Below are 25,810 nucleotides of genomic sequence, written 5' to 3'. Positions count from 1 at the left end.
GCCTCGACGCGCCTCGACGCGCCCGGACCGCGCCTGCAGGGCGCGTGCGCACGACGGAGCTCCGTGAGGGAGAATCGCCCCCATGACTGATCAGCCGTTCACTGCTGGAGGCCTGCGCGGGGCCATCGACCTCACCGGCCTGAAGGGTGCGGCACCCTCCCGCGCCCCACAGGGCGCGCCCGCCGCGGATGCCGACCGCGCCGGCGGTGCCGCTCCGGCCGGTGTGCCGGGGCGTTCGGGACTCGTGGTGGAGGGCACGGACGCCAACTTCCAGGAGGTGGCCAACGCCTCGGTCACCATCCCGCTCCTGCTCGTGCTGTGGGCCGCGCAAGTGCCCGAGTCCCGCGCCTACCTCGACACGGTCGGCGAGCTCGCCGCTGCCCACGGTGGCCGCCTCCAGGTCGTCAGCGTCGACGTCGAGCAGAACCCCACCCTGATGCGTGCCTTCCAGGTCCAGAGCGTCCCGATGACGATGGGTCTGGTCCAGGGCCAGCCGGTCCCGATGTTCGCCGGGGTGCAGCCGGCCGAGGCCGTGCGCCCGATCCTCGAGGAGTTCCTCGGCCTCGCCGTCCAGCATGGTGTCACCGGCCGGGTCGACGTCACCGACGCCGGCCCTCAGGGCGGTGAGGAGGAGGCGTCCGAGCCGCCGCTGCCGCCGTTGCACCAGGAGGCCTACGACGCCATCGAGCGCGGCGACCTCGACGCAGCCCACGCGGCATACACGAAGGCGCTTAAGGCCAACCCCGCGGACGCGGACGCCGAGCTGGGCCTTGCCCAGGTGGGGCTCATGCAGCGCACCGAGGGCGCCGACCTCCAGGCCGCCCGTGCCGCCGCCGCGGAGAAGCCCACCGATGTCGCAGCGCAGACGCTGGTCGCCGACCTCGACGTCCTCGGCGGTCACGTCGAGGACGCGTTCCTTCGACTCATCGACCTGGTCCGCGCGACGAGCGGTGACGAGCGCGAGCAGGCCCGGGTCCACCTCGTGCAGCTGTTCGCCGTCGTCGGTGCGCACGACGAGCGGGTGCGCAAGGCGCGCACCTCGCTGATGAGCGCCCTCTTCTGAGCTCTGCACTTTCCGGGAGGCGCCCCAGCCGACAGGATGGGGCGCATGGCGAAATCGCAGGAACACCTCATCGGTCTGCTCCTCGGCGCCGAGGGCGACTGGCCCCGCGCGTTCGAGACCCTGGCGCAGCGCCTGGGCGTCGTCACCGGACCGGACGGCACCGGGCACCACGTGGCCACCGAGCGCGTGACGATCGAGCCATTCAACCTGCGTGACAAACCACGCTACGACCTCGTGATCGACCGGCTCGCGCACTGGTACTACCACCCGCGCGAGTGGCTCAAGAAGGTCGCCCTGATGGACGACGTCTACCTGCTCAACAGCCCGTTCACGTTCCAGTCCATGGAGAAACACTCGGCCTACTGCGCGTTGCTGCGCCTCGGGATGAACGTCCCCGAGACGGTGCTCGTCCCCTACAAGAACCCCCTCGACAACGCCCGCTGGGCCTACACGTCAGAGCGCTACAACAAGTCCTTCGACCTCGACCGCATCGCCGACGAGCTCGGCTACCCCATGTTCATGAAGCCGTTCGACGGCGGTGCGTGGCGCGGCGTCACCCAGATCAAGAACCAGGCCGACCTCCACGAGGCCTACGACGACTCCGGCGAGATGCTCATGCACCTGCAGAAGTCGGTCGACGGGTTCGAGGTCTTCGCGCGGGCGCTGACCATCGGCCCGGAGACCATGGTGATGAAGTTCCGCCCCGACGAGCCCATGCACAACCGGTATGCCGTCGAGCACGGCTTCCTCTCCGAGGGCGTGGGCACCGAGGCGGTCACCATCGCGCAGACGGTCAACGCGTTCTTCCGGTGGGAGTTCAACTCCTGCGAGATGCTCGTCAAGGACGGGGTGGTCTACCCGATCGACTACGCGAACGCCTGCCCCGACGTCGCCGTGACCTCGCTGCACTACTACTTCCCTTGGGCGATGAAGGCCCTGCTCAAGTGGTCGGTGTTCTGCGTCGCCACCGGACGCAAGGCGAAGACCCAGGTCGACACCGGGCCGTGGTTCGAGATCGCTGACGACCCTGCGCTGGACTACCAGGCGAAGCTCGCCGCATACCAAGGACTTTCGGACGACCACTTCGAGACCGACCGCTACCGCGAGTTCTGCGAGGCGGCGCTGCCGCACCTCGACGAGATGGTCCTCGAGTGGGTGGACTCACCGGACTTTCGTGGGCTGCTGACCGACACGATCCAGGCGACCTACCCGAAGCACGAGTGGGACAAGTTCGAGGGCCACTTCGGTGGGCTGACGCGGCTGTGGGTCTCGGACGAGGCCGCGCGGCTGAGCCCGGGACGGTCGGCGGCCGACGAGACCGTCGTCGGCGGCCCGGCTCCGGCCCTGGCCGACTGAGGGCCGGACCGCCCGCCTCCGGACACGACTGACGGGCCCCGCCGTGGTGTGGCGGAGCCCGTCGGTCGACGCGAAGGTGGGCCTTCAGCAGGCGCGACACTCCTGCTCGATCTGGTGGCGACGAGCTTCCGGCTGCATCAACCGGGGACGTCGCAGACCGCGGACGCGGTCGAGGGTGGCGAGGTTGGGACCCGTGCTGCTGGTTCGCGGGAACGAGCGAGGCCCGGACTGGCGTGGGGTGTTCATCGGCGTCATGTCGGGTACAACGGAGTGGCCCTCCGCTTTGTTCCGGAGGACGCCTCCGAATAGTGAATCCGGGATCGTCAACCGCGCAAGGCGGCGTCGACGACCTCCTTGGCCTCGGCCTGCACCTGGGCGAGGTGCTCCGGGCCCTGGAACGACTCGGCGTAGATCTTGTAGACGTCCTCGGTGCCGGACGGCCGCGCCGCGAACCACGCGCTGTCGGTCGTCACCTTGAGGCCGCCGATGGCTGCGTCGTTGCCGGGCGCCTTGGTGAGCTTGGCCGTGATCGGCTCTCCTGCAAGGGAGTCCGCAGCGACGTCCTCGGGGGAGAGTGCGGCGAGCTTGGCCTTCTGCTCGCGGTCGGCAGCGGCGTCGATGCGGGCGTAGGCCGGGTCGCCGTGGCGCGCAGTGAGGTCGGCGTAGTGCTGGCTGGGGGACTTGCCGGTCGCCGCGAGGATCTCCGACGCCAGCAGCGCGAGGATGATGCCGTCCTTGTCGGTCGTCCAGGCCGCACCTCCACGACGCAGGAACGACGCCCCGGCCGACTCCTCGCCGCCGAAGCCGAAGCTCCCGTCGATGAGCCCTGGCACGAACCACTTGAACCCGACCGGCACCTCGACCAGGCGGGCTCTCAGGTCGGTGGCCACACGGTCGATCATCGACGAGGACACCAAGGTCTTGCCGATCGCGGCGCCCTCGGGCCAGCCGGGACGCGCGCCTCCGAAGAGGTACTGGATGGCGACGGCGAGGAAGTGGTTGGGGTTCATCAGGCCGGCGTCGGGGGTGACGATGCCGTGGCGGTCGGAGTCGGCGTCGTTGCCCGTGGCGATGTCGTACTCGTCCTTGCGCGCGATGAGCGAGGCCATCGCCGAGGGGGAGGAGCAGTCCATCCGGATCTTGCCGTCCCAGTCGAGCGTCATGAAGCGCCACGTCGGGTCGACCAGCGGGTTGACCACGGTGAGGTCGATGCCGTGGCGGTCGGCGATCTCACCCCAGTAGGCGACGGCCGCGCCACCGAGCGGGTCGGCACCGATGCGGACGCCGGCCTCCTTGATGCGGGCGAGGTCGACGACGTCGGGCAGGTCGTCGACGTAGGTGCCGAGGAAGTCGTAGGACTGCGCGTTCGCCCGTGCCCGGCTGAAGGGCACGCGTCGGACGTCCGCGAGGCCGCCGGCGATGAGCTCGTTCGCCCGGGCGGCGATGACCTTGGTGGCGTCGGAGTCGGCGGGACCACCGTGCGGCGGGTTGTACTTGAACCCACCGTCGTAGGGCGGGTTGTGCGACGGGGTGACCACGATGCCGTCGGCCAGGGCGGACCCTGTCGTCCGGCCCTCGTTGGCGCGGATGATCGCGTGGCTGACCGCAGGCGTCGGCGTGTAGCCGTCGCGGTCGTCGACGAGCACGATGACGTCGTTGGCGACGAGGACCTCGAGGGCCGAGGCCCAGGCCGGCTCCGAGAGTGCATGGGTGTCCCGGCCGACGAACAGCGGACCGTCGTAGCCCTGCGACGAGCGGTAGTCACAGATGGCTTGGGTGGTCGCCAGGATGTGCGCCTCGTTGAACGCGGTTCGCAGGCTCGAGCCCCGGTGGCCCGAGGTGCCGAACGCGACCTGCTGGTCGAGGTCGTCGGGGTCGGGCGTCAGCGTGTAGTACGCGGTGACGAGGTGGGCCACGTCGACGAGGTCGGAGGGCTCTGCGGGCTGTCCTGCGCGCGGGTCGTTCATGAGGCCACTCTGCCAGCGTTGCGGCTCACTGCCCACCGCAGTCCCATGACGGCGGCGCCGAGGACGAGCCCGAGGACGAACCCGCTGAGGTTGTCGGCGAGGTCGGTCGTGTCGCAGGTCCGCTGGAGGCCGGGGAAGGCCTGCTGACCGCCCTCGAACAGCACCGGCAGCACAGCGCATCCGGCGACCACGGCAAGGGCGCGGCCGGCGCTGAGGCGAGCTGAAACGACCGCCGCGAACAGTCCCACCGGGAGGAGCAGCAGCATGTTGAGGATGCGCTGGTCGTCAGCCGTGATGGCCCCCAGGCCGAGGTCGACTGCGTGGATGGCGCACGAACGGTCCGATTGCAGGACTCCCGTGTCGCCGACGCCGGGAGGCGACATGGTGACCACGGTGGCAAAGACGACGGCACCCCCGAGCAGGACCCGCTCGAGGGTGACCGTGAGGTGGGTGCGGCCGCGCCACACCCACCACACGGCCAGGACCGCATACGTGAGCACGACCGGGACCACGAGCAGCGGGATGCGGTAGCCCCAGAAGCGGTTCACTCCGTGGTGTTCTCCGCAGAGGTCACCTGGTGCGACCCGGTGACGGACGACTCGACGGTGGAGGTGCCAGACGACACCGGCGCGAGGTAGACCGCCGACAGCGGGGCGACCCGCACCTCGACGGAGAACGGCTGGCCCTGCGCGCCGTGCTCCTGGGCGGTGACGACGACGTCGGCCTGGCTGGGCGTGCCGAACTCGTCGTAGCCGCTGGTGTCGAGGATGACCTTCCAGTCACCCGCGCGCGGGACCCCGATGCGCAGCGGTTCACGGGGCAGGCCGCCGAAGTTGACGGCCACGGCGACGACCGCTCCCTGCCGGTCGCGCTCACCGAATCGCAGGTAGGAGTAGGTGTTCCCGGCGTTGTCGTCCGCGTCGAGCCACTCGAACCCGGCGGGGTCGGAGTCCAGGGCCCACAGCGCGGGGTTCTCGCGGTAGACGCGGTTGAGCTCCTTGACGAGGTTGTGCACCCGGTAGTGCGCCGCGTGGTCGAGCAGCCACCAGTCGAGCTCGCGGCCGTCGGCCCACTCGGCCTCCTGCGCGAACTCGCTGCCCATGAACAGCAGCTGCTTGCCGGGGTGGCTCCACAGGTAGGCGAGGAACGCCCGCACCGTGGCGAGCTGGTCGTACCTGCTGCCCGGAGCCTTGCGCAACAACGACCCCTTGCCGTGCACGACCTCGTCGTGGCTGATCGGCAGCAGGTAGTTCTCGCTGAAGGCGTACATGAGGGAGAACGTCAGCAGGTGGTGGTGGTACTGGCGGTTGATGGGGTTCTCCTTGAGGTACTTCAAGGAGTCGTTCATCCAGCCCATGTTCCACTTCAGCCCGAAGCCGAGCCCGCCCTCGCTGGTGGGCTTGGTGACACCCGGCCAGGACGTGGACTCCTCGGCGATGATCACCACGCCGGGCACCCGCTTGTATGCCGTGGCGTTGGCCTCCTGGAGCAGGCCTACCGCCTCGAGGTTCTCGTGGCCGCCGTGGATGTTGGGCACCCACTCGCCGTCCTTGCGGGCGTAGTCGAGGTAGAGCATCGACGCGACACCGTCGACGCGCAGGCCGTCGACGTGGAACTCCTCCAGCCAGTAGACCGCGTTGGCGACGAGGAAGTTGCGCACCTGCATCCGGCCGAAGTCGAAGATGTAGGAGCCCCACTCGGGATGCCAGCCCTTGCGCGGGTCCGGGTGCTCGTAGAGCGGCAGGCCGTCGAAGCGCGACAGCGCCCACGGGTCGGTGGCGAAGTGGCCGGGGACCCAGTCGAGGATGACGCCGATGCCGGCCTGGTGCAGCCGGTCGACGAGGTAGCGGAAGTCGTCCGGGCGACCGAACCGCGCGCTCGGCGCGTAGTAGCTCGTCACGTGGTAGCCCCAGGACGGCGGGTAGGGGTGCTCCATGACGGGCATGAGCTCGACGTGGGTGAACCCGAGGTCGGCCACGTAGTTGACGAGGTGCTCCGCGAGGTCGCGGTAGGAGTGGCCCCGGCGCCACGAGCCGAGGTGCACCTCGTAGATGCTCATCGGCTGCTCGTGGTGGTTGCTCTCGGTGCGCCTGGCGAGCCACTCGCCGTCGTTCCAGTCGTAACGGGACTGCACGACAGACGAGGCGGTGCCCGGCGGGAGCTCGGTGGCCTGTGCCATCGGGTCCGCCTTCTCGCGGACCTTCCCGTCGGCACCACGGATGAGGTACTTGTACATCGTGCCGTCGCCGACACCGGGGACGAACAGCTCCCACACCCCGGACTCACCGAGCAGGCGCATCGGGTGGCTGCGGCCGTCCCAGCCGTTGAAGTCGCCGGCCACGTGCACGGCCTGGGCGCGTGGCGCCCACACGGCGAACGAGGTGCCGACGACGTGCCCGAGCGGACCGTCGTACTCGCGCACGTGCGCGCCGAGGACGGTCCAGAGCTGCTCGTGGCGGCCTTCGCCGATGAGGTGCAGGTCGATCGGGCCGAGCGTCGGGGCGAACCGGTAGGGGTCGTCCATCTCGTGCTCGACGCCGTCGGCGTAGCTCACCGCGAGCCGGTAGTCCTGCGTCTCGGTGGCACCCTCGCGAAGGCCGCCCCACACGCCGTCGGCCTCGTGGGCGAGGTCGAGGCGGGTGCCGTCGGCGAACCGCACGGCGACGGTCGACGCGAACGGGCGGTAGGCGCGCACGCGCAGGCCGGCCGGCTCGAGGTGGTGTCCGAGCAGGTCGTGCGGCTGCTGGTGGCGGCCGTCCGCAAGCGCTCGGATGGCTTCCGCGGGAGTCGAGACCGGCGGCAGCGGCTCGGGCGTGCGGTCGACCGGCGGCTCGGTGGAGGGAGCCCGGGGCGCGGAGGGTGTGCCGCCCGGCTTCTCGATCAACGCCTCCTCGGGGGAGGTGTGCGGCGCGGGCGCGGTCGCCTCGGGCGCGGACGCCTCCTCCACGACGGGTGCTTCCTCTGGCGCAGCCGCCTCGGGCACGGTCGGCTCGACGGCAGCCGACTCGGCGGCGGCGGTCACCGGCTCCTCAGCGGGCGGCTCGGCCCCGGCGGGCTGGGGCGCAGGCTCGGCCTCGGTCGGCACGGCCTCGGACGCGACGGCCTTGGGCTTCTTGGGCTTCTTGTCCTTCTTGCCGAATGGGGTCACGGAAGGTCCTTCCTCACATCGTCAAGCAATCGGACCACCGCTGTGGTGGGGATGGTCAACCAGGTCGGCCGGTTGCGGGCCTCGTAGACGACCTCGTACAGCGCCTTGTCGAGCTGGAACGCGGTGAGCAGGGCGGCGTCCTCGCGCGGGTCGCGACCGGACTGCGCGGCATACCCCTCGAGGAAGGCGCGCTGCGCCGAGTCGACCCAGGCGCGGGCGTTCTGCCCGGGGTGGGACTGTTCCCACGACCCGCCCGCGTAGTCGAACGAGCGCAGCATGCCGGCGACGTCGCGCACGGCGAGGTCGGGTCGCGTGCGTTCGGACAGCGGACGCAGGGGCTCTCCCTCGAAGTCGAGGAGCACCCAGCCGCGATCGGCGACCTGGAGCACCTGGCCGAGGTGGTAGTCACCGTGGATCCGTTGCAGCGCAGGCCAGCTCGCGTTGACGGCTCTGTCGTAGACCGCTGCGACACGGTGTTCGTGCTCTGCGAGGGCGGGCACCTCCGAGGCTGCTGCGACGTAGCGTGTGCGCATGCCGGCGACCATGGCGGCGACCGCCTCCGGGGTGATCGGCTCGGTCGGCATGACCTCGGCGAGGCGGGCGTGCACCTCGGCCGTGGCGGTGCCGAGCTCGCGGGCCGGGCCGGAGAAGTCGGCGCCCGTCGCGACGGCATGGAGGGCCACCCGCCACGCGTCCTGGGTGCCGGGGAAGAACTCCTGAGCGAAGGCGAGGTGGCCCGTGTCGGTGCCCTCGCCGTCGACCGACGGCCAGGTCGCCGAGACGGCACCGACCATGCCGGGCACGCGCAGCGACCCGGCCTCGGCGAGGGCGCCCTGCACCACGACGTCCGGGTTATCGCCAGCCTGCAGGGTGCGGAACACCTTGCAGATCAACGGTTTCGGGTCGCCTGACTCGTCGACGCAGTCGAAGATGACCGAGGTGTTGGACTGTTCGCCGGACAGGACGCGTGAGCCCCTCAGCGTGGTCTGCGTCGTCCACGACGGGTGCCGACGCGGCACCACGGCGGGCTCCGGGGTGTCGGTGGCGCTCCCGGCCTGGGGTGTTGCCTGCTCCAGCACGAGAGCGAGGAGCTGGGCGGCGTAGACCGGGTCGTGGGTGCCGTCGTAGATCCAGCGGGACCCGAGGACGCTGTGCTCCATGGTGCCGACCAGGGCGTGCTGACCACCCTCGAGCGGGGCTCCGCGGTAGGTGAGGGGCACCTGGTACACGACGGTCTCCGGACCGCCCTCGTCGACGACGAGGAGGGTCTCGATCCCGACCTCGCCGGCAGGGTCGTCGAGGCGCCACGACCAGAGCTTGCGCAGCACGGGCTCACGGCCCTTCGCGGCATACCAGCGCTGGCGCGCCATCCAGGGGCCGACCAGCTCGAGCTTGGTCGGGGAGATGTCGGCGTTCGAGTGGATCTCAGCCACGGGCAGCACCCGGCACCAACCGGAGCCAGAAGAAGTCACGCGAACCCAGGGTCACGGTGATCGTGCCGTCGTCGGAGATCTTCGGGAAACCGTTGCCACCGAACAGGTCGGCGAGCTGGGCGCCCTTGAACTCGTCGGGCACCCGGATCGTCGTGGCCTGGGGTCGGCTGGACAGGTTGTTGACGCAGAGCACTGCCTCGGAGTCGGCGCCGTCCTCGTGGTCCCACTCGACCCGCAGGAACGACAGGATGGCGTCGTTGTCGGACGGGCAGACCTCGAACGCGCCGCGGCCGAAGACGGGGTGGCGCTTGCGGATCTCGAGCATCGCCTTGACCCAGTGCAGCAGCGAGGAGCTGTGCGCCATCTGCGCCTCGACGTTGACGTTGTTGTAGTGGTAGACGAGCGAGGAGATCACCGGCAGGTAGAGCTTGCCCGGGTCGGCCGCCGAGAAGCCCGAGTTGCGGTCCGGCGACCACTGCATCGGCGTGCGCACCGCGTCACGGTCGTTGAGCCAGATGTTGTCGCCCATGCCGATCTCGTCGCCGTAGTAGAGACACGGGGAGCCGGGGAGCGACAGCAGCAGGGCATTGATGAGCTCGATCTCCGCGCGGCTGTTGTCGAGCAGCGGCGACAGCCGGCGGCGGATGCCGACGTTGGCGCGCATCCGCGGGTCGGGGGCGTACCAGCCGTACATCGCCGCCCGCTGCTCCGGCGTCACCATCTCGAGGGTCAGCTCGTCGTGGTTGCGCAGGAACGTGCCCCACTGCGTGCCTGCGGGGATCGGCGGGGTGTCGGCGAGGACGTCGATGATCGGCGACGCCTTCTCCTCGCGCAGCGAGTAGTAGAGCATCGGCATCACGGGGAAGTGGAAGCACATCTGGCACTCCGGCTCCTCCTCGGTGCCGAAGTAGTCCACGACGTCGGCCGGGGGCTGGTTGGCCTCGGCGAGCAGGATGCGGCCCGGGTACTCCGTGTCGACCATCTTCCGGAGCTTGGCGAGGAACTGGTGCGTCTTCGGGTGGTTCTCGCCGTTGTGGCCCTCCTCCTCGTAGAGATAGGGGACCGCGTCGAGCCGGAAGCCGTCGATGCCCATGTCCATCCAGAACCGCACGACGTCGAACATCGCCTCGTGCACGGCGGGGTTCTCGAAGTTGAGGTCGGGCTGGTGGGAGAAGAAGCGGTGCCAGAAGAACTGCCGGCGGACCGGGTCGAAGGTCCAGTTGGAGACCTCGGTGTCGATGAAGATGATGCGCGCGTCGGAGTACGGCTCGTCGGTGTCGGACCACACGTAGAAGTCGCCGAACGGGCCCTCGGGGTCCGAGCGCGACGCCTGGAACCACGGGTGCTGGTCGCTGGTGTGGTTCATGACGAAGTCGGTGATGATCCGGATGCCGCGGGCGTGCGCCTGCGACACCAGCTCCTGGAAGTCCGGCAGCGTGCCGAACTCCGGGAGCACCGCGGTGTAGTCGGCTATGTCGTAGCCACCGTCGCGCAACGGCGACGCGTAGAACGGCGGCAGCCACAGGCAGTCGACGCCGAGCCACTGGAGGTAGTCGAGGCGACCGATCAGCCCGGTGAAGTCACCGGCGCCGGACCCGTTGGAGTCGCCGAAGCCGCGGACGAGCACCTCGTAGAAGACGGCGGTCTTGAACCACTCGGGGTCGTGCTTGAGACCTGGCTGGTTGAGGTTGAGACCCTGCATCAGAACCTCCGGATGGCGACGATGTGGACGGGTTCGGTCTCGGGACCGAGTCGGACGTAGACGTGCTCACCCCAGTGCCAGGACGCACCGGTGATGAGGTCCTGGGCGGCGATGCCGTCCTCGTACCCGAGGCCCAGGGCGGGCATGTCGAGGTGGACGGTCGACTCGCGCGTGCTGTGCGGGTCGAGGTTGGCGACGACGACGATGATGTCCTCGCTGCCGTCGGCGAGGGTGCGCCGCTTGGAGAACGCCATGATGTTCTCGTCGTCGACGTGGTGGAACGTGATGTTGCGCAGCCAGTGCAGGGCCGGGTGCTCGCGGCGGATCTCGTTGATCTTCGTGAGGTACCCGGCCAGCGACTGGCCCTCCTTGGCACCACCGGGCTCGTAGTCCTCCCAGTGGCGGTTCTTGTACTGGTACTTCTCGTTGTCGATCTGCTCCTCGGCGCCCGGGCGGGCGACGTGCTCGATGAGCTCGTACCCCGCATAGATCCCGTAGGTCGGCACGAGCGTCGCAGCGAGCGCAGCGCGCAGCTTCCAGGCGGCCGGGCCGCCGAACTGCATGTACGGCGTGAGGATGTCGTGCGTCGTGGGCCAGAACGACGGACGCATGTATGCCGCCGCGTCGCCCGAGAGCTCCTCGAGGTACTCGGTGAGCTCCCACTTCTGGTTGCGCCAGGCGTAGTAGGTGTACGACTGCTGGAACCCGACCTTGCCGAGCGAGTGCATCATCGCCGGCTTGGTGAACGCCTCGGCCAGCCAGATCACCTCGGGGTGGTCGCGGGCGACGTCGTCGATGAGCCACTGCCAGAACTCGACCGGCTTGGTGTGGGGGTTGTCGACCCGGAAGATCTTCACCCCGTGGTCGATCCAGACCTGGATCATCCGGCGCATCTCGGCGTAGGACCCCTGCGGGTCGTTGTCGAAGTTCAGCGGGTAGATGTCCTGGTACTTCTTGGGCGGGTTCTCGGCGTAGGCGATCGTGCCGTCCGCGCGCGTGGTGAACCACTCGGGGTTGGTCTTGACGTAGGGGTGGTCCGGTGAGCACTGGAGGGCGATGTCCATCGCGACCTCCATGCCGAGCTCCTCGGTGCGGGCGACGAAGGCGTCGAAGTCCTCGAAGGTGCCGAGGTCCGGGTGGATGGCGTCGTGCCCGCCGTCGGGGGAGCCGATGGCGTACGGGCTGCCCGGGTCCTCGGGTCCGGCGTGCAGGGTGTTGTTGGGACCCTTGCGCGCCGTGGTGCCGATCGGGTGGATCGGGGTGAGGTAGACGACGTCGAACCCCATCGCCGCGATCGCGGGGAGCCGTTCGGCAGCCGTCCGCAGGGTGCCGGACGTCCACTTCCCGGTGGTGGGGTCCTGCACGGCGCCCTCGGAGCGGGGGAAGATCTCGTACCACGCGCCGTACAGGGCCCGCTCGCGCTCGACGAGCAGCGGGAGGTCCGTCGAGGGGCTGACGTAGTCGCGCAGCGGGCGGGCGGCGAGCTCGCGCTCCACGGAGGGGTCGGTGCCGGCGTGCAGGCGCGCGAGCGGCGGTCGCCGGGTGTCGCGCAGCGCGGTGACGGCGTCCGTGAGGACCTTGGCGCCGGCGTCGTCGCGGTCGACCTCGGCCAGGGCTCGGTCCAGGACCCGGGCGCCCTCCTCGAGCATCATCTCGGCGTCGATGTCTGCGGCGACCTTGATGGACGCGTCGTGCTCCCACGTGCCGTAGGGGTCGGACCATCCCTCGACCCGGTAGGACCACCAGCCGACGGCGTCGGCTTGGACGACCGCTTCCCAGGCGTTGAGCCCGGGGTTGGTGCACGTCATCGGGAGGACCGACTCGGACCCGTCGGGCGCGGTGAGCACCACGGACGCGTTGACCGCGTCGTGGCCCTCCCGGAACACCGTGGCGGTCACCGTGAACTGCTCGCCGACCACCGACTTGGCGGGGCGGGCACCCCCGTCGACGAGGGGGCTCAGGTCCTGGACCGGTATGCGGCCGATGGGAGTCTGGGGTGGTCGGGTCGTGGGGGCCGGCCCAGTGGTGGGGTGGGTGCCGGTGCTGCCCGTGGTGGGCGGGGTGGGGGGGACGGGTGTGGTTGCCGGAGGCGTCGCAGTCACAGGCGCGACGCTACTCGGTCTGGGGTGGGGTGCACCTCCCCACACGGTCTCCCACCCATCAGGTGGACCGACCTGGGACAGCCAGAGGACGTGAACCGGGTTCGGTGTGCAACTTTCTGAAAGATCTGCAAGAAGGCGTCAACGATTCGGTTCCGTTGGCTTAGGATCTCCCCTCGTGAAGGCGATTCGACGCTTCAGCGTCCGTACTGTCCTGCCCGCCCCCATCGCCGCCCTCGGCGACCTGGCGAGCAACCTCCGGTGGTCCTGGCACCCCCCGACGCGCGACCTGTTCGAGCGCATCGACCCGCAGCGCTGGGCCAAGGTCCGCAAGGACCCGGTACGCCTGCTGTCGGCGCTCTCGCCGGCCGAGCTCGCCGCCCTCGCCGCCGACTCCGAGTTCGTCTCTGCCGTCGCCGCCGCCAAGGCGGACCTCGACACCTACCTCAGCGAGCCGCGCTGGTACCAGGCGTGGGCCCAGGCCCAGGACGACGACGGCCCCGGCGCCCCGAAGGCGATCGGCTACTTCAGCCCCGAGTTCGGCATCACCGAGGTGCTCCCGCAGTACTCCGGTGGTCTGGGCATCCTCGCCGGCGACCACCTGAAGACCGCCTCCGATCTCGGCGTCCCGATCGTCGGCGTCGGCCTGTTCTACAAGACCGGTTACTTCAAGCAGAGCCTCAACCGCGACGGCTGGCAGCAGGAGACCTACCCGGTCCTCGACCCCGACGGCCTGCCGCTGAGCATGCTGCGCGAGGACGATGGCACGCCCTGCGTCATCACCCTCGAGCTCCCCGGTGGCCGTGAGCTGCACGCCCACGTCTGGCGGGCGCAGGTCGGCCGGGTGCCGTTGCTGCTCCTGGACTCCGACGTCCCGGACAACGACGAGGCCGCCCGCAACATCACCAACCGCCTCTACGGCGGTGGCGGCGAGCAGCGCCTCCAGCAGGAGATGCTGCTCGGCATCGGTGGAGTGCGCGCGTTGCGCCTGTGGTCGCGCCTCACCGGCGCCCCGGCCCCGGACGTCTACCACACCAACGAGGGCCACGCCGGTTTCCTCGGCGTCGAGCGGATCCACGAGCTGACCCAGTCCGCCGGGCTGTCCTTCGACGAGGCCCTCGAGGCCGTTCGCGCGGCCACGGTCTTCACGACCCACACGCCCGTGCCTGCGGGCATCGACCGGTTCGGTGCCGAGCTCATCGAGCTGCACTTCGGCGGCGACCAGGCCGTCGCCGGTGTGCCCGTCGACAAGCTCCTCGCCCTCGGTGCTGAGGACTACCCGGGCGGACAGTCCGGCATGTTCAACATGGCGGTCATGGGCCTGCGACTCGGTGGCCGCGCCAACGGTGTGTCCAAGCTGCACGGTGTCGTCAGCCGCGAGATGTTCGATGGCCTGTGGCCGGGCTTCGACGACGACGAGGTGCCGATCTCCAGCGTCACCAACGGTGTCCACGCCGGCACGTGGGTCGACCGCCGCGTCTACGAGCTCGCCGACAAGCACCTCGGTACCCACGACCTGGAGCGCGACGACGCCTGGGACCGCATCGAGGAGATCCCGCGCGACGCGATCTGGGCCACCAAGCGCGAGATGCGCCAGCAGCTGGTCATGGAGGCCCGTCGCCGCACCCGCTCCTCGTGGAAGAAGCGCGGCGCGAGCCCCGCCGAGCTCGGCTGGGTCGACGACATCCTCGACCCCGACGTGCTGACCATCGGGTTCGCCCGTCGTGTCCCGACCTACAAGCGCCTCACCCTGATGCTGCGCGACCCCGCGCGCCTCAAGCGCCTGCTGCTGGACGAGAAGCGGCCGATCCAGCTCGTCATCGCCGGCAAGTCCCACCCCGCCGACGAGACCGGCAAGCAGCTCATCCAGCAGATGGTGCGCTTCGCCGACGACCCCGAGATCCGCCACCGCATCGTGTTCCTCCCGAACTACGACATCGCCATGGCGCAGTACCTCTACCCGGGGTGCGACGTGTGGCTCAACAACCCGCTGCGCCCCCTTGAGGCCTGCGGCACGTCCGGCATGAAGGCCGCGCTGAACGGTGGCCTCAACCTGTCGATCCTCGACGGGTGGTGGGACGAGTGGTTCGACGGCGAGAACGGCTGGGCCATCCCGACCGCCGACGGCGTCGAGGACGAGTCCCGTCGCGACGACCTCGAGGCGGCCGCGCTGTACGACCTCATCGAGAACTCCGTCGCCCCGCGCTTCTACGACACCGACGAGTCGGGCCTGCCGCAGAACTGGCTGTCGATGATCAGCCACACGCTGCGCACGCTCGGGCCGAAGGTGCTGGCGAGCCGCATGGTCCGTGACTACACCACGCAGCTCTACGGGCCCGCGGCCCGTGCAGGCTGGGCCCTCAACGGTGAGACCTTCGAGGGTGCTCGCGACCTCGCGGCATACAAGACCAAGGTCCGGGCGGGCTGGTCGTCCGTGCAGGTCGACCACGTCGAGTCCTCGGGCGTCTCCGACGCGCCGCAGATCGGCGAGACCCTGCACGTGCGGGCCTACGTCTCGCTCGGCGACCTCACGCCCGACCAGGTCGAGGTGCAGGTCGTGCACGGCACGGCCCGTGACTCCGACGAGCTGCGCGACGTCCAGAGCGAGCCGCTGGCGTTCGTCGAGTCCTACGAGGGGGGCCGCCACCAGTTCGCCGGTGACCTCGCCCTCGCCCGCACCGGGGCGTTCGGCTACACCGTCCGCGTGCTGCCCAAGCACGCCGGGCTGGCCAGCACGAGCGAGCTCGGCCTGGTGGCCAACGCCTGACGCCACCACCCGCATACCCAGCTGTGCCGCGCGCCCTGAGGCGTGCGGCACACCTGTGTCCGGGAACCTCCACGTCAGGCAGCCCGCGTCTGCCACGCTCCCGGTATGGCGCGTGGCGGGTCAGCGGCGGAGGTGGGGGTCAACAGCGCCCGCGGCTGGAGCCGGATCGCCCGGGGCTACGCCGTCGAGACGGTCGGAGTGTTCGGGGCCTGGGCGCTGCTCACGTATGCCGTGGGGGGCCCGGCCTGGTCCGGCAGTGACTGGTTCGTGGGGTGGGGGTTCGTGGCCGGGTTGCTCGCGATACCGCTGATCGTGACCGGAACCCTGGTCGTCCTCTCCGTGCGCTGGCGGGTCGCCCCGGTGGGTCTGCTGTGCGCCGCGCTGCTCGCAGGGTGGGCGACGGTGGACGCCCCGTGGACCGGAGTCGCCTGGTGGGGTGCAGGCTTCGTACTGGCGCCCCTCGTCGCCTCGCTCGTCACGCACCCCCGGCCGTGGAGCCGCGGCGTCGGTCAGGTCTCGTCGACGGCGCGGTAGACCTGCAGGCTGGCCCCCCGGACCTCGACGACGCCCGGGTCGACGACCACCGAAGGAGTCTGTCCGGGTCGGTCGTCCGTGGAGTCCCACAGCAGCTCGTAGCCGGTCAGGCCCGGCACCGCCGGCAGGGTGACCTTGCCGTCCTCGGCGTCGCCGCGCAGCACGAGCAGCAGCGAACGCTCGCCCAGCCAGGCGCCGTTGAGGTACATGAGCAGGGTCCGTGTGGACGGGTCCTCCCAGCGCCCGTTCTCCAGGACCTCGCCGTCGGCGCCGAACCAGGCCAGGTCGGTGGAGCCGTCGGCGTGGACCGAACGCCCGGTGAAGAACGTGCGCTGCCGCAGGACCGGGTGCTCGGACCGCAGGCGGCTGAGGAACACGGTCGTGGCCAGCAGGTCCTGCTGCCACCCCTGCAGGTCCCAGTCGAACCAGGAGACCTCGTTGTCCTGGCAGTAGGGGTTGTTGTTGCCTCCCTGTGAGCGCCCGAACTCGTCGCCCGCGTTGAGCATCGGCACACCCGTGGCCAGCAGCGTCGTCGCGAGCAGGTTGCGCATCGACCGCCGGCGTGCGGCCTCGATGTCGTCCCTGCGTTCGTCGTCGGGGTCCACCGGACCCTCGACGCCGTGGTTCCAGGACCGGTTGCCGTCCGTGCCGTCGCGGTTGCCCTCGCCGTTGGGCCCGTTGTGCTTGGAGTTGTATGCCGTGAGGTCGGCGACCGTGAAGCCGTCGTGGGCGGCGACGAAGTTCACCGACGCGACCGGCCCGCGGTCCCGGGCGCCGAACAGGTCCTGCGACCCGGCGAGCCGCGTCGCGAGCTCGCGGATGCCGTGGCCCTCGTGACCGTGCACCTGGGTGGCGACGTCCTGCAGCCAGAAGGTGCGGACCGTGTCACGGAACCGGTCGTTCCACTCCGCGAAGGGCGGCGGGAACTGTCCCGTCCGCCAGCCGTGGATGCCCACGTCCCACGGCTCGGCGACGAGCTTGACCCGCGAGAGGACCGGGTCGGTCCGCAGCGCCACGAGGAACGGGTGGTTGGGGTCGTAGTCGTCGTTCTGGCCACGCCCGAGGGCCACCGCGAGGTCGAAGCGGAAGCCGTCGACGTGGCACTCGTTCACCCAGTACCGCAGCGAGTCGAGGACCATCTTGCAGACCATCGCGTGCCGCAGGTCCAGGGTGTTGCCGCAGCCCGTGACGTCGATGTCCTGACCGCGGTCGTCGAGGCGGTAGTAGGCGCGGTTGTCCAGGCCGCGCCACGACAGCGACGCACCCTGGCGGGACTGCTCGGCCGTGTGGTTGTAGACGACGTCCAGCAGGACCTCGATGCCCTCGGCGTGCAGGAGCCGCACCATGCCCTTGAACTCGTCGAGGGCGCCCTGCGGGTCGGTCGTCGAGGCGTAGGGGGAGTGGGGCGCGAAGAAGCCGAGCGTGTTGTAGCCCCAGTGGTTGGTCAGCCCGCGCCGCGACACTTCGGGCTCGGACGCGAAGGCGTGCACCGGCAGCAGCTCGACCGCCGTCGCCCCCACCGCCTTGAGGTGGGCGATGACCGCCGGGTGGCACAGGCCGGCATACGTCCCGCGCAGGTGCTCGGGGACCTCGGGGTGGAGCATCGTGAGGTTGCGGACGTGCGCCTCGTAGATGACGGAGTCGGCCAGCGGCGTGTGCGGGTGGTGGTCGTCGCCCCAGTCGAAACGGTCGTCGACGACGACGCATCGCGGCATCGCTCCGGCGCTGTCGAGGCTGCCCTGGAGCACGTCGTCGCCCTTGAGCTGCCCGTCGACGGGGTGCGCGTAGACCGCGGGCGACCAGTCGACGTCTCCGTCGATGGCGCGGGCGTAGGGGTCGAGCAGCAGCTTGTGGGGGTTGTACCGCAGGCCCTCCTGGGGGCGCCACGGACCGTCGGCCCGCACGCCGTACCGCTGCCCGGCGACCACGCCGGGCAGGAAGCCGAACCACGTGCCGTGGGTGCGCTCGGTGAGGGGGATGCGTCGCTCGGTGGACCCGTCGGTGTCGTCCGCGTCGAACAGGCAGACCTCGATCGCCTCGGCGTGCCCTGCGTACACCGCGAACTCCGCCCCGCCCTCGACGAGGGTCATGCCGAGAGTGGGTGGAAGGTCACGCGGGCGCGTGGCAGGCGACATGGTCCTCAGCCTAGGTAGTGGTTACGGTTGGCGCATGACTGATCCCACGTCGCTGCCCAACTTCCCGCCCCCCGCGGACGAGCACCCCCTCCGCGGACGCGTGCTGGACGCGCTGATCGACATGGGCCTGGCGCCCGACATCGACGGTGACGGCGACGTGGCGTTCACCGTGCAGGAGCAGCAGCTGTTCGTCCGCTGCACCGAGGGCGACTTCCAGATCATGCGGCTGTTCGGCCAGTGGGCCATCAGCGACGCGGTGCCCAGCGACCCGCTCACCCGCCTCGCCACCTGCAACGAGATCACCCTTCAGCTGAACATCGTCAAGGCCGGCCTGGCCAACGACACCCTGGTCGTCACCGGTGAGCACATCGTCACGCCCACCACCGACGTCCCCGGCCTGGTCAACGTGACGATCCAGCTCGTCCTGGCGGGCGTGCAGATGTGGCACGAGCGGATCATGGGCGGCGGCGACACCGGCCCCGGCGCGGGCGAGCCCACCACCGACGGTGGCCCCGCATGAGCGACCTCGTCTCGGTCGACGTCGAGGGCGGCATCGCCACGATCCTGCTCAACCGTCCGCCGATGAACGCCCTCAACCGCGAGATCCAGGCTGCCCTGGCCGCCGCGGCGGTCGAGGTGGGAGAGCGCAAGGACGTCTCCGGCGTGATCCTCTACGGCGGCGAGAAGGTCTTCGCCGCCGGCGCGGACATCAAGGAGATGGAGACCATGTCCTACACCGACATGGCCGACCACTCCGGCGCGCTGCAGGACTTCACCAGGACGCTGGCTCGCATCCCCAAGCCGACCGTCGCCGCCATCACCGGCTACGCGCTCGGTGGCGGCTGCGAGGTCGCCCTCGCGTGCGACTTCCGCGTCGCCGCCAAGAACGCCAAGCTCGGCCAGCCCGAGATCCTGCTGGGGATCATCCCCGGCGCCGGAGGCACCCAGCGCCTGGCCCGTCTCGTCGGCCCGGCGAAGGCCAAGGAGATCATCTTCTCCGGCCGGTTCGTCTCCGCCGACGAGGCGCTCGCGATCGGGCTCGTCGACGAGGTCGTCGAGGCGCAGGACGTGTATGCCGCCGCCCGGGCGCGACTGGCGCCGTACGTCGGAGGACCCGCATACGCCATCCGTGCCGCCAAGGAAGCCATCGACCGCGGCGTCGAGGTCGACCTCGACAGCGGTCTGGAGATCGAGCGGATGCTCTTCGCGTCCCTGTTCGCCACGAAGGACCGCGCCACCGGCATGAGGTCCTTCGTCGAGAACGGGCCCGGCAAGGCGAAGTTCGAGGGCGCCTGACCGATGCCCGCCAGCCGCGAGGACGTGCAGCGCGCCTACGAGGACAACAAGCTCGCCCAGGTGCTCTACCACGACTGGGAAGCGCAGTCCTACGACGACAAGTGGTCGATCTCGTTCGACGAGCGCTGCACCGCCTACGCCCGTGACCGCTTCGAGGCGGTCACGGGTCTGCCGGACCCGCTGCCCTACGCCACCGCGCTCGAGCTCGGCGCAGGGACGGGGTTCTTCTCGCTCAACCTCAAGCAGGCCGGCATCGTCGACGAGGTCCACGTGACGGACCTGTCGCCGGGCATGGTCGATGCGGCCAGGGCGAATGCCGAGAAGCTCGGCTTCACCGTCGAGGGCCGGGTCGCGGACGCGGAGCGAATTCCTTACGACGACAACACCTTTGACATCGTCGTCGGTCACGCGGTCATCCACCACATTCCCGATGTCGAGGCCGCTTTCTCCGAGATGCTCCGAGTGCTCAAGCCCGGTGGGCGTTTCGTCGTCGCGGGCGAGCCGACCCGCATCGGTGACTGGTACGCCCGGCACCTCGGGCGCATCACCTGGCACGCCACCAAGGCCGTCACCGCCCTGGCGCCGCTGCGCGACACGTGGGCCAGGGACCCCGAGGAGCTCGACGAGTCCTCGCGGGCCGCGGCCCTGGAAGCCGTCGTGGACCTGCACACCTTCGACCCCGACGAGCTCGCCCGGATGGCGCTGCGCGCCGGTGCCGTCGACGTGCGGACCCGCACGGAGGAGCTGACGGCAGCCTTCCTCGGCTGGCCGGTGCGGACCTTCGAGGCCGCGGTGAAGCCCGGTGCCCTGGGCTGGGGCTGGGCGATGTTCGCCTACGGCTCGTGGCGACGGCTGTCCGCGGTCGACCGGGTGCTGGCCAAGGCGGTGCCGGCGAGGTTCTTCTACAACGTCGGCATCACCGGCGTGAAGCCCGGCTGAGGTGGACGCGGCAGCCGACGCCGACATGGTGCCGTCAGAGCACGGGGTGCGCGGTCCGTGGGGCGTCCCGCGGCCACTGCTGTGGGTGCGGTGGGTCGGCTGGGCGCTGTCCCACCGGGCCTTCACCCGCCACCACCTGCTGAGCTACCTGCGGATGGCCCGGGCGAGCGCCCGCTACCCGTCCCTGCGCTTCGAGGGCCCGTGCTTCATCGGCCCGGACGTGCGGTTCGAGGTCCGCGAGGGCTACGGACGGCTCGTCGTCGGGGCGTACACGCACTTCGGTGCACACGCCCGGGTCCGGGCCCACGAGGGGACGTTGCGCATCGGCGCCAAGTCCGTGATCGGCATACGCAACACGTTGAACTGCTGGCTGGACATCTCCGTCGGCGAGGCATGCCTGCTCGGCGACGACGTCTACGTCTGCGACTTCGACCACGTCACCGAGCGGCTGGACGTGCCGATCAAGGACCAGGGCATCGTCAAGACGCCGGTGCGGATCGGCGACGACGTGTGGATCGGCACCAAGGCCGTGGTCACGCGAGGGACCCGCATCGGCGACCACAGCGTCGTCGCCGCCGCTTCGGTGGCCCGGGGCACCTACCCGGAGTACTCCGTCGTGGCCGGTGTGCCGGCGCGGGTGGTCCGCACCCGGGCGTGAGCGCGGGCCACGGGTGGTACGCGCCGGGGCGAACTCTTTACCCGTGTCCCCGGGCGCCATTGAGAATGTCTTGAGACTTGTGGGGCACGCTGGGGCATTCCGCCCCAGAACCCCAGGAGAGTCCATGCCCAGCTCCATCCTCGGCCTGCCCGCGCACCCGCTGATCGTGCACGCCGTCGTGGTCCTCGTCCCCCTGGCCGCACTGCTGCTCGGCGCCTCCGCCGTGTCGACGCGATTCCGGCACTGGTCCCGGTACGCAACCCCCGCGACCGCGCTGCTCGGCCTGGTCATGGTGCCGCTGGCCACCAGCAGCGGCGAGAACCTCGAGCGCAACGTCCAGGAGACGGCACTGGTGCGTGAGCACACCGAGCTCGGCGACACCCTGCTGCCGTTCATGGTCGTCGTGACCGTCCTGGCCTTCGCCCTCGCGTGGTTCGAGCTCCGGGGACGGCGGGTCGACGGCACCGACGGCAGCCAGTCCACGCAGGGACGGGCCGCTCGCGTGGGCTCGCCTGCTGTGGTGCGGGTCGTGGCCGTGCTCGGCATCGTCGCAGCGCTGGGCACGCTCGTCCAGGTCGGCCGGATCGGGCACAGCGGTGCCACCGCCGTCTGGAAGGGCACGTCGACGTCAGCCGGTGGGTCGGACGAAGGCGCCCCGGCACGCTGAACCACTGTCATGCTGGACGACATGGGAGATGCCCCGAGGACCGAGCTGCTCCTCGTCGAGGACGACCGTGAGCTGCGGGCCCTCCTCGTGCGCCTCTTCGAGGGCCAGGGGTATGCCGTGCAGGCCGTGTCGGACGTGCAGTCCGGCCTGCACGCGGCCCTGACCGGATCGCATGCCGTCCTGGTCGTGGACCGCCGCCTGCCCGACGGCGACGGCATCGACCTCGTGTCGAGGCTGCGCCGGCAGGGTGTCGCCACTCCGGTGCTCGTCCTCACCGCGCACGGCACCGTCCGTGACCGTGTCGAGGGCCTCGACGGTGGGGCGGACGACTACCTCGTCAAGCCGTTCGACTCGGCCGAGCTGCTGGCGCGCGTGCGCTCGCTGCTGCGTCGGCACCTCGACGACGCAGCGGTCCTGCTCCCGCTGGGGACTGCTCGCCTGGACACGGCCGCGAACGTGGTGCACCTGCAGGACCGGACCTCGGTGGAGCTCTCACCCGCGGAGGGTGCGTTCCTGGCCCAGCTGGCGCGCCGGCCCACGCGAGTCTTCTCGCGCGACGAGCTGCGTGACTCCCTCGCTCCCGGCACCAAGAGCCTGTCGTTGGTCGACACCTACGTCTACGGGATCCGGCGCAAGCTCGGCCGCGACGTCATCCGCACCGTCCGGGGTGTCGGCTACCGGGCGGGCGAGCTGGACCGCGGGTGAGCACAGACACCGTCGACCGGGCGCGCCGGGTCATCGCGCTCCAGGCCCTTGCCGGCGTCGTCGCCGGAGTCCTGGTCGCGGGGGTGGCCACGGTGGGGCTGGTCCTGGTCGGCCAGCACCGGGAGGTGCAGTCCCAGCTGACGGCGCTCCTGGCGGTGCCCGACGCCGAGGCCGTGCCGAGTGGCTCGTGGGTCGTGACGGTCGACCGCTTCGGCCGTCGGACCGCGTCAGCAGGCACGCCGGCCTCGTTGCCCTCGGCCGCGGACCTCGCCAGTGCCCGTCGGGGCACCGTGGTGGACCGTGAGGCGTACGTGGGGGACGAGGAGTACCAGACCCGCACGCGCACCGTGAACGGCTCGGTCGTGCAGGCCGGCGTCGACCTGGCGCCCTACGAGTCCGAGCGACACCGCGTCCTCATCGCGCTCCTGGTCGCCGGCGTGGCCGCGGCACTCGTCGCCCTCGTGGCTGGTCAGCGACTCGGTCGTCGAGCCCTGAGGGTGTGGGACGACGCCCTGTCGCGGCAACGGCAGTTCATCGCCGACGCCAGCCACGAGCTGCGGACCCCGCTCGCGCGACTGGCGCTGCGTGCCGACCTGCTCCACGACACCTTGCGCCAGGACGGGCCCCGGGAGGACATCGGTCCTGAGGTGGACCTGCTGAGGCGAGAAGCTGCCGCCCTCGCGGACATCGTCGAGGATCTGCTGCTCGCCGCCGAAGTGGACTCCTCCCCGGACTCGGGAGAGCTCGTCGACCTCGCTGCCCTCGTCGAGGAGGTGCTCGACCTCGACCTGCAGCTCGCGGCCTCGCGGGGTGTCGAGCTGGCCGCCGACGTCGGCTCCGTCCCGCCGGTGCGGGGCGCCCATCCCGCCCTGCGGCGGGTCGTGGACGCTCTCGTCGACAACGCTCTGCACCACGCGCACAGCATGGTCACGGTGCGGCTGCGCGACGACGGTGACGACGTGGTGCTGACCGTCGCCGACGACGGCCCCGGTATCCAGCCCGGCGCCCGTGACCGGGTCTTCGACCGCTTCGCCAAGGACCCCTCGTCGCCCGGGTTCGGCCTGGGGCTGGCCCTCGTCCGAGAGGTCGTCGAGCGGCACGCTGGGACGGTCCGCGTCCTGCCCGTCGAGCGCGGGACGACGTTCGAGGTGCGGCTTCGTGCCGAGTCCGCAGAAGAGCCGGACACCGACGGCACAGACGGCACCGTCGCCGCGGTCACCGAGGGCTGAGTCGGGCGTCCATCGCCGGGAAGGTGCGGTCGTTCCGTGCCTGTCGTCCGGCCTCGGCGAGCGAGGACACCAGGTCCCCGTCCTCGACGAGCTGGGCCAGCCGGTGGAAGTCGGCACGGTGCTCCTCTGCCCGGCGCACCGCGTAGTCCACCGACTGCCCTCTCGAGACCAGGAACGCCCAGTCGCTGGACAACGCGTTCCACAGGGTGAGGAGCAGCTGGTCGAGGTCGGGGCGGCGGTTGCCCAGTCGTCCGGCGGCGCGCTCGCGGTCCATGACGCGGAGCCACCGTCGCTGCAGCGAGGCGTTCTCACGGGCGATCTCGGCGACCGCGGGCCCGTCCCAGACGGAGAAGTCCTTGCCCGCACCCCACGAGCCCGCCCCGAGGTCGAGCTCTCCGGCCACGTGCCCGGCAGCCAGGGCTCGCTCGAGGGTGTTGACCTGGATCCCGGCTGCCCCCAGCGCCCGGACGGCGCGACCGAGGAAGACCGGGCCCTCGTGCCACCAGTGCCCGAACAGCTCGGTGTCGTAGGCGGCCACCACCAGTCCCGGCCTGCCGGTCGCCGCCTGCGACTGCTCGAGCCGAGCGCGGACGGCTGCGACGAAGTGGGCGACGTCCCGGTCCACCTGGGCCGAGGCGGCAACCGGGTCGTACGGCGCCTTTGCACCGTCGGCGCCGGTGCCCACCGCCCACAGGCGCGTGCCGGTGTACTCCTCCCGGGCGTGGAAGTCGCGGTAGGGGGCCGCAGCGGGGTAGCCGGTGCGCGAGGACCACACGAGGTTGGTCACCTCGAGGTCGCGGGGGACCGCCACCACGGCCGACCCGGTCACCCGCCACGCCGCGTGCGGGTGACCCCCGGCGTCCCGGACCAGCTGTTCGTCCACGACGAAGTGACCTACGCCGGCAGCATCGAACGCCGGACCCAGTGACGGCGTCCAGCCGCACTCCGGTGACCAGATGCCGCGGGGCCGTTCGCCATGGCGCCAGGTGCTGTCGGCCAGCCCGGACTCCACGGCGAGGGCGGCCACCTCCGGCAGGAGCAGGGGAAGGAACGGGTGGGCGGGTGGCCCACCCAGCAGCTCCACCACACCCGCGTCTCGCAGGGACCTCAGGACCGGTGATCCGCCGCCGCTCCAGCGGCCCTCGAGGAGCCGCTCGGCGACGGCCGCGGCGGCATACTCCCTCGACGCGGCCGCCCGGCGGACCGGGTCCGCGTCGAAGCCCAGCTCCCGCGCTCGCTGCTGCGCCAGCCCGACCCAGGTGCCCACGTCCCTGCGCATGCGCGGGTGGTCGAGCTGGGCCGCGAGAACGGGCGTCACGCCCAACGTGAGGACGTTGCGATGTCCTTGTGCCGCAAGGGAGTCCAGCTCGGCGACGAGGGGGAGGTAGGACTCGACCCAGGCCTGGAACAGCCACTCCTCACCGAGCGGCCAGACGCCGTGGCCCGGCAGCCACGGCAGGTGGGAGTGCAGGACGAGGCAGAACGTGCCCGGCACCGGTGAGGTCACGAGGAACCAGTCTGCCGCATGGCGCAGCGCCCTCTGTGGTGGAGTGGTGCGGTGACGACGATCTCCGCCAACCGGCCCCAGCCCGGTGCCGCGCTCGTGGTCCCGCCGGGACCGGGACTGCCGCAGGGGCTGCGGATCGACGCGGGCGAGCTGGTCGAGCGGTTCTCCCGGTCGTCGGGCCCCGGCGGCCAGGGCGTCAACACCACCGACAGCCGGGTCGAGCTGGAGTTCGACCCGTCCACCTCGACAGCCGTTGCCGGCCTCCCCGACGCCGTCCGCGAGCGGCTACGGGAGCGTCTCGTGCCGCACCTCGTGGGCGGTCGCCTCCTGGTCGTGGCGTCAGAGCACCGGGCCCAGCGACAGAACCGGGTCGCCGCCCGCAAGCGCCTCGTCGCCATGATCCGCGAAGCCGCGGCCCCCGACCCGCCACCGAGGCGTGCCACCCGGCCGACGATGGGTTCGCGGAGGCGTCGCCTCGACTCCAAGAAGCGCCGCGGTCAGCTCAAGGCAGGGCGGCGCTCGACCGGGGACGGCTGAACCACGGCCACCGGTCGAGGCCCCGCTCGTGTGTCCACGCTCACCCTCTCCCTGCTGCCGGTGACCCC

20 protein-coding genes are annotated in these 25,810 nt (G+C 70.8%); 12 read left to right on the top strand and 8 right to left on the bottom strand.

All coding sequences use genetic code 11. From position 1 onward, the window contains the following. The first annotated feature begins 82 nt into the window (after positions 1–82). The gene (locus ABEG17_RS02260; protein WP_406831629.1) at positions 83–1,063 is read left to right on the top strand and encodes a tetratricopeptide repeat protein; all 981 of its coding nucleotides are present in this window, start codon (positions 83–85) and stop codon (positions 1,061–1,063) included. Positions 1,064–1,108: 45 nt separating this feature from the next. After that, positions 1,109–2,419 carry a RimK family alpha-L-glutamate ligase gene (locus tag ABEG17_RS02255; protein ID WP_406831628.1) on the top strand — a complete coding sequence of 437 codons (1,311 nt, stop codon included), beginning with the start codon at positions 1,109–1,111 and terminating at the stop codon, positions 2,417–2,419. Between the two features lie 323 nt (positions 2,420–2,742). Here the strand turns inward: ABEG17_RS02255 and pgm are convergent, their stop codons facing one another. Genes pgm through ABEG17_RS02225 form a run of 6 tightly spaced genes read right to left on the bottom strand, consistent with a single transcriptional unit; the run spans position 2,743 to position 12,771 of the window. Next, a complete protein-coding gene (gene pgm / locus ABEG17_RS02250; protein WP_406831626.1) occupies positions 2,743–4,386 on the bottom strand; it encodes a phosphoglucomutase (alpha-D-glucose-1,6-bisphosphate-dependent) in 1,644 nt (547 codons plus the stop codon). Continuing rightward, entirely contained in the window at positions 4,383–4,934 is a 552-nt protein-coding gene (locus ABEG17_RS02245; RefSeq protein ID WP_406831625.1) for a VanZ family protein, read from the bottom strand. Before ABEG17_RS02245 ends, pgm begins: the two co-directional genes overlap by 4 nt. Continuing rightward, the gene (glgB, locus tag ABEG17_RS02240; protein ID WP_406831624.1) at positions 4,931–7,534 is read right to left on the bottom strand and encodes a 1,4-alpha-glucan branching protein GlgB; all 2,604 of its coding nucleotides are present in this window, start codon (positions 7,532–7,534) and stop codon (positions 4,931–4,933) included. Before glgB ends, ABEG17_RS02245 begins: the two co-directional genes overlap by 4 nt. After that, positions 7,531–8,967: a maltokinase N-terminal cap-like domain-containing protein gene (locus ABEG17_RS02235; protein WP_406831623.1), complete on the bottom strand. Its 1,437-nt coding sequence runs from the start codon at positions 8,965–8,967 to the stop codon at positions 7,531–7,533. The genes glgB and ABEG17_RS02235 overlap by 4 nt, the downstream gene beginning before the upstream one ends. Continuing rightward, the gene (gene treS, locus ABEG17_RS02230; RefSeq protein ID WP_406831622.1) at positions 8,960–10,669 is read right to left on the bottom strand and encodes a maltose alpha-D-glucosyltransferase; all 1,710 of its coding nucleotides are present in this window, start codon (positions 10,667–10,669) and stop codon (positions 8,960–8,962) included. The genes ABEG17_RS02235 and treS overlap by 8 nt, the downstream gene beginning before the upstream one ends. Then, complete coding sequence (locus ABEG17_RS02225) at positions 10,669–12,771, bottom strand: alpha-1,4-glucan--maltose-1-phosphate maltosyltransferase (protein WP_406831621.1); 2,103 nt, start codon at positions 12,769–12,771, stop codon at positions 10,669–10,671. The genes treS and ABEG17_RS02225 overlap by 1 nt, the downstream gene beginning before the upstream one ends. A 175-nt stretch (positions 12,772–12,946) precedes the next feature. On the opposite strand from ABEG17_RS02225, the gene glgP reads away from it, so the two are divergent. Both glgP and ABEG17_RS02215 read left to right on the top strand, forming a co-directional pair. Next, positions 12,947–15,535, top strand: a complete 2,589-nt coding sequence (gene glgP, locus ABEG17_RS02220; RefSeq protein WP_406831620.1) for an alpha-glucan family phosphorylase — start codon at positions 12,947–12,949, stop codon at positions 15,533–15,535. A 105-nt stretch (positions 15,536–15,640) separates the two neighbouring features. After that, complete coding sequence (locus ABEG17_RS02215; RefSeq protein ID WP_406831619.1) at positions 15,641–16,069, top strand: hypothetical protein; 429 nt, start codon at positions 15,641–15,643, stop codon at positions 16,067–16,069. Here the strand turns inward: ABEG17_RS02215 and glgX are convergent. Next, entirely contained in the window at positions 16,045–18,204 is a 2,160-nt protein-coding gene (glgX, locus tag ABEG17_RS02210; RefSeq protein WP_406831618.1) for a glycogen debranching protein GlgX, read from the bottom strand. The genes ABEG17_RS02215 and glgX overlap by 25 nt on opposite strands. Positions 18,205–18,238: 34 nt before the next feature. Here glgX and ABEG17_RS02205 point away from each other — a divergent pair, with 34 nt between their 5' ends. From ABEG17_RS02205 to ABEG17_RS02175, 7 genes are all read left to right on the top strand, one after another. Further along, positions 18,239–18,724: a hypothetical protein gene (locus tag ABEG17_RS02205; protein ID WP_406831617.1), complete on the top strand. Its 486-nt coding sequence runs from the start codon at positions 18,239–18,241 to the stop codon at positions 18,722–18,724. Continuing rightward, complete coding sequence (locus ABEG17_RS02200; RefSeq protein WP_406831616.1) at positions 18,721–19,500, top strand: enoyl-CoA hydratase/isomerase family protein; 780 nt, start codon at positions 18,721–18,723, stop codon at positions 19,498–19,500. Before ABEG17_RS02205 ends, ABEG17_RS02200 begins: the two co-directional genes overlap by 4 nt. A 3-nt stretch (positions 19,501–19,503) precedes the next feature. Beyond that, positions 19,504–20,439: a class I SAM-dependent methyltransferase gene (locus tag ABEG17_RS02195; RefSeq protein ID WP_406831615.1), complete on the top strand. Its 936-nt coding sequence runs from the start codon at positions 19,504–19,506 to the stop codon at positions 20,437–20,439. Position 20,440: 1 nt separating this feature from the next. Beyond that, complete coding sequence (locus ABEG17_RS02190; protein WP_406831614.1) at positions 20,441–21,097, top strand: acyltransferase; 657 nt, start codon at positions 20,441–20,443, stop codon at positions 21,095–21,097. A 124-nt stretch (positions 21,098–21,221) separates the two neighbouring features. Continuing rightward, positions 21,222–21,764, top strand: coding sequence for a DUF2231 domain-containing protein (locus tag ABEG17_RS02185; RefSeq protein WP_406831613.1), 543 nt, complete (start codon positions 21,222–21,224; stop codon positions 21,762–21,764). A gap of 21 nt (positions 21,765–21,785) precedes the next feature. Beyond that, positions 21,786–22,469, top strand: coding sequence for a response regulator transcription factor (locus ABEG17_RS02180; RefSeq protein ID WP_406831612.1), 684 nt, complete (start codon positions 21,786–21,788; stop codon positions 22,467–22,469). Next, on the top strand, positions 22,466–23,698 hold the full coding sequence (locus ABEG17_RS02175; protein ID WP_406831611.1) for a sensor histidine kinase: 1,233 nt from the start codon (positions 22,466–22,468) through the stop codon (positions 23,696–23,698). Before ABEG17_RS02180 ends, ABEG17_RS02175 begins: the two co-directional genes overlap by 4 nt. Here the strand turns inward: ABEG17_RS02175 and ABEG17_RS02170 are convergent. After that, on the bottom strand, positions 23,685–25,205 hold the full coding sequence (locus tag ABEG17_RS02170) for a 1,4-alpha-glucan branching protein domain-containing protein (RefSeq protein ID WP_406831610.1): 1,521 nt from the start codon (positions 25,203–25,205) through the stop codon (positions 23,685–23,687). The genes ABEG17_RS02175 and ABEG17_RS02170 overlap by 14 nt on opposite strands. A gap of 18 nt (positions 25,206–25,223) precedes the next feature. On the opposite strand from ABEG17_RS02170, the gene arfB reads away from it, so the two are divergent. Further along, entirely contained in the window at positions 25,224–25,742 is a 519-nt protein-coding gene (gene arfB / locus ABEG17_RS02165; protein WP_406831609.1) for an alternative ribosome rescue aminoacyl-tRNA hydrolase ArfB, read from the top strand. The last annotated feature ends 68 nt before the right edge of the window (positions 25,743–25,810 follow it).

This window comes from Pedococcus sp. KACC 23699 (genome assembly GCF_045348425.1).
GTDB lineage: Bacteria > Actinomycetota > Actinomycetes > Actinomycetales > Dermatophilaceae > Pedococcus.
Note: the sequence above shows the minus strand (reverse complement) of the source record. Positions and strands in the feature narration are given on the sequence as shown.